General features: G+C 57.7%; 3 protein-coding genes. All 3 read left to right on the forward strand.

Annotated elements, in window-relative coordinates; translation table 11 throughout:
* Positions 1–761 (forward strand): CbiQ family ECF transporter T component (locus tag WH5701_RS00160; protein ID WP_037978981.1); only part of this gene is annotated, 761 nt, incomplete at its 5' end.
* 15 nt (positions 762–776) lie between these two features.
* Positions 777–1043 carry a PipX family protein gene (locus WH5701_RS00165; RefSeq protein ID WP_006169733.1) on the forward strand — a complete coding sequence of 89 codons (267 nt, stop codon included), beginning with the start codon at positions 777–779 and terminating at the stop codon, positions 1041–1043.
* A gap of 4 nt (positions 1044–1047) precedes the next feature.
* On the forward strand, positions 1048–1710 hold the full coding sequence (locus WH5701_RS00170; RefSeq protein WP_009790327.1) for a YggS family pyridoxal phosphate-dependent enzyme: 663 nt from the start codon (positions 1048–1050) through the stop codon (positions 1708–1710).
* Positions 1711–1793: the final 83 nt, after the last annotated feature.

A 1793-nucleotide genomic window follows, 5' to 3' on the forward strand; every position in this document is an offset into this window, starting at 1 on the left:
TAGTGCTGAGTTTGTTCGTGATCACAGCCCTAAGCGGTTTGCCCCGCAAGCTCTGGTGGCGATCACTGCTGGTGCTGGTGCTGTTGGCCTTTGCCGTGGGTTCGCTGTCGATGCTGCTCCCTGCGGTGGATCCTCCAGCGGTGTTCTCCCTTCGCAACCCTTTGGAGCTACCCGATGCTGCGACCGATGGGCCCAGCTGGGATTTGATCAGGTTTGGACCGCTGCAATGGGGCAACTTCAGTCTGGGTCCGCTTGTGGTGGATCGCGCTTCAGCTCAGCTGGGGTTACGCACCTCGACTTTGGTTTTCACCGTGATCCATAGCGTCAACCTGGTGCTGATCACTACCACCCCAGAGGATCTTGTGTGGGGGCTGAGTTGGTATCTCAGGCCTTTTGCAGTCTTTGGCCTCCCGGTTGAGAAGCTGGGATTTCAGTTGTTGTTGGCGCTGCGCTTTTTGCCACTCGTTCAGGAGGAGCTTCAAAACCTGCTTCGTTCGATGGCAAGCCGAGCCGTGAATTTGCGCACCTTGGGCTTCAAGGCGGGCTTTGGGATTGTGCTTGCTGTGGGCGAACGCCTTCTTGCCAATATTTTGTTGCGGGCGGAACAAGGTGCTGATGCCTTGGTGGCCAGAGGTGGGCGGATTTTGGGTCCATCGCGGTTTCGGTTGCCAGCAGAGAGGCCTGCGCCCCTTCTCAATGCCCTCGCTCTTATGGGCCTGCTATTGGTAATGGGTCTGCGTGGTCAGTACGGTGCTCTTTAACTTGGCTTTGTAGCGATGGCTTCCGAGCGCTACCTCAACCATCCCACATTTGGGATGCTCTATCGGGTCGCTCCGGCGGGTGAAGGACGTGATGTGTACGCCACGTTGTACGCCCAGCGCATGTTCTTTCTGGTCACACTGCAACCGCGTGGTGCTCAGTTCGAGGTGGTCCCCTATGGAGATGCCCGCCATCACGCCGAGGTGAACATCAGCCGATGTCGGCGGGATGGCTCGGACGATTTGGTGAGTTGGCGCCAACTCTTTGATCAAACCTTCATCTGATCCATTGACCGATTTTCTGGCTGAAAGCTGGACCACAGTGACGGCGGAGCTGCCCCCGAGGGCCCGTTTGTTGGCGGTGAGTAAAGGGCACCCTGCCGCATCGATTCGTGCTGTTGCTTCATTGGGTCAACAAGCCTTTGGTGAAAGTCGGTTGCAGGAGGCTGTTGAAAAGCAGGCCTTGCTCTCGGATTTAAAACTGCAGTGGCATTTCATCGGTCGCTTGCAACGCAACAAGGTGCGTGGCGTTGTGAAAGCGTTTTCTGTGATCCATTCGGTGGATTCCCTCGCTCTGGCAGAGCGGGTGTCGCGGATTGCAGTTGAGGAGGGGTGCTGTCCTGATGTGTTGCTGCAGGTGAAGTTCCGCGAGGATCCAACGAAGGGGGGGATGGAGCCGTCCGAGCTGCTGTCGGCTTGGCCCCAGTTGTGTGCACTGCCATCCTTGCGGCTCATGGGGTTGATGACCATGGCTCCACTCGGCCTGGAGGGAGAGGAGCGTCAAAGCTTGTTTGTTGAGTGCCGATCCCTGGCCGATCAACTGGGATTGCCGGACTGCTCCATGGGAATGTCAGGGGATTGGACAGAGGCGGTTGCGGCCGGGAGTACGTGGTTGCGGTTGGGATCTGCCGTGTTTGGCCAACGGGATGTGCCAAAACCTGGTGCGGGCTGACTTGCCCGGTCGCGGCTGAAACGGTATCCAGGTACATGGTTGTTCAACCAAGTTTCAGCCCGAGAGGATTTTTAAGGTGTCGC

Source organism: Synechococcus sp. WH 5701 (assembly GCF_000153045.1).
GTDB lineage: Bacteria > Cyanobacteriota > Cyanobacteriia > PCC-6307 > Cyanobiaceae > Regnicoccus_A > Regnicoccus_A antarcticus.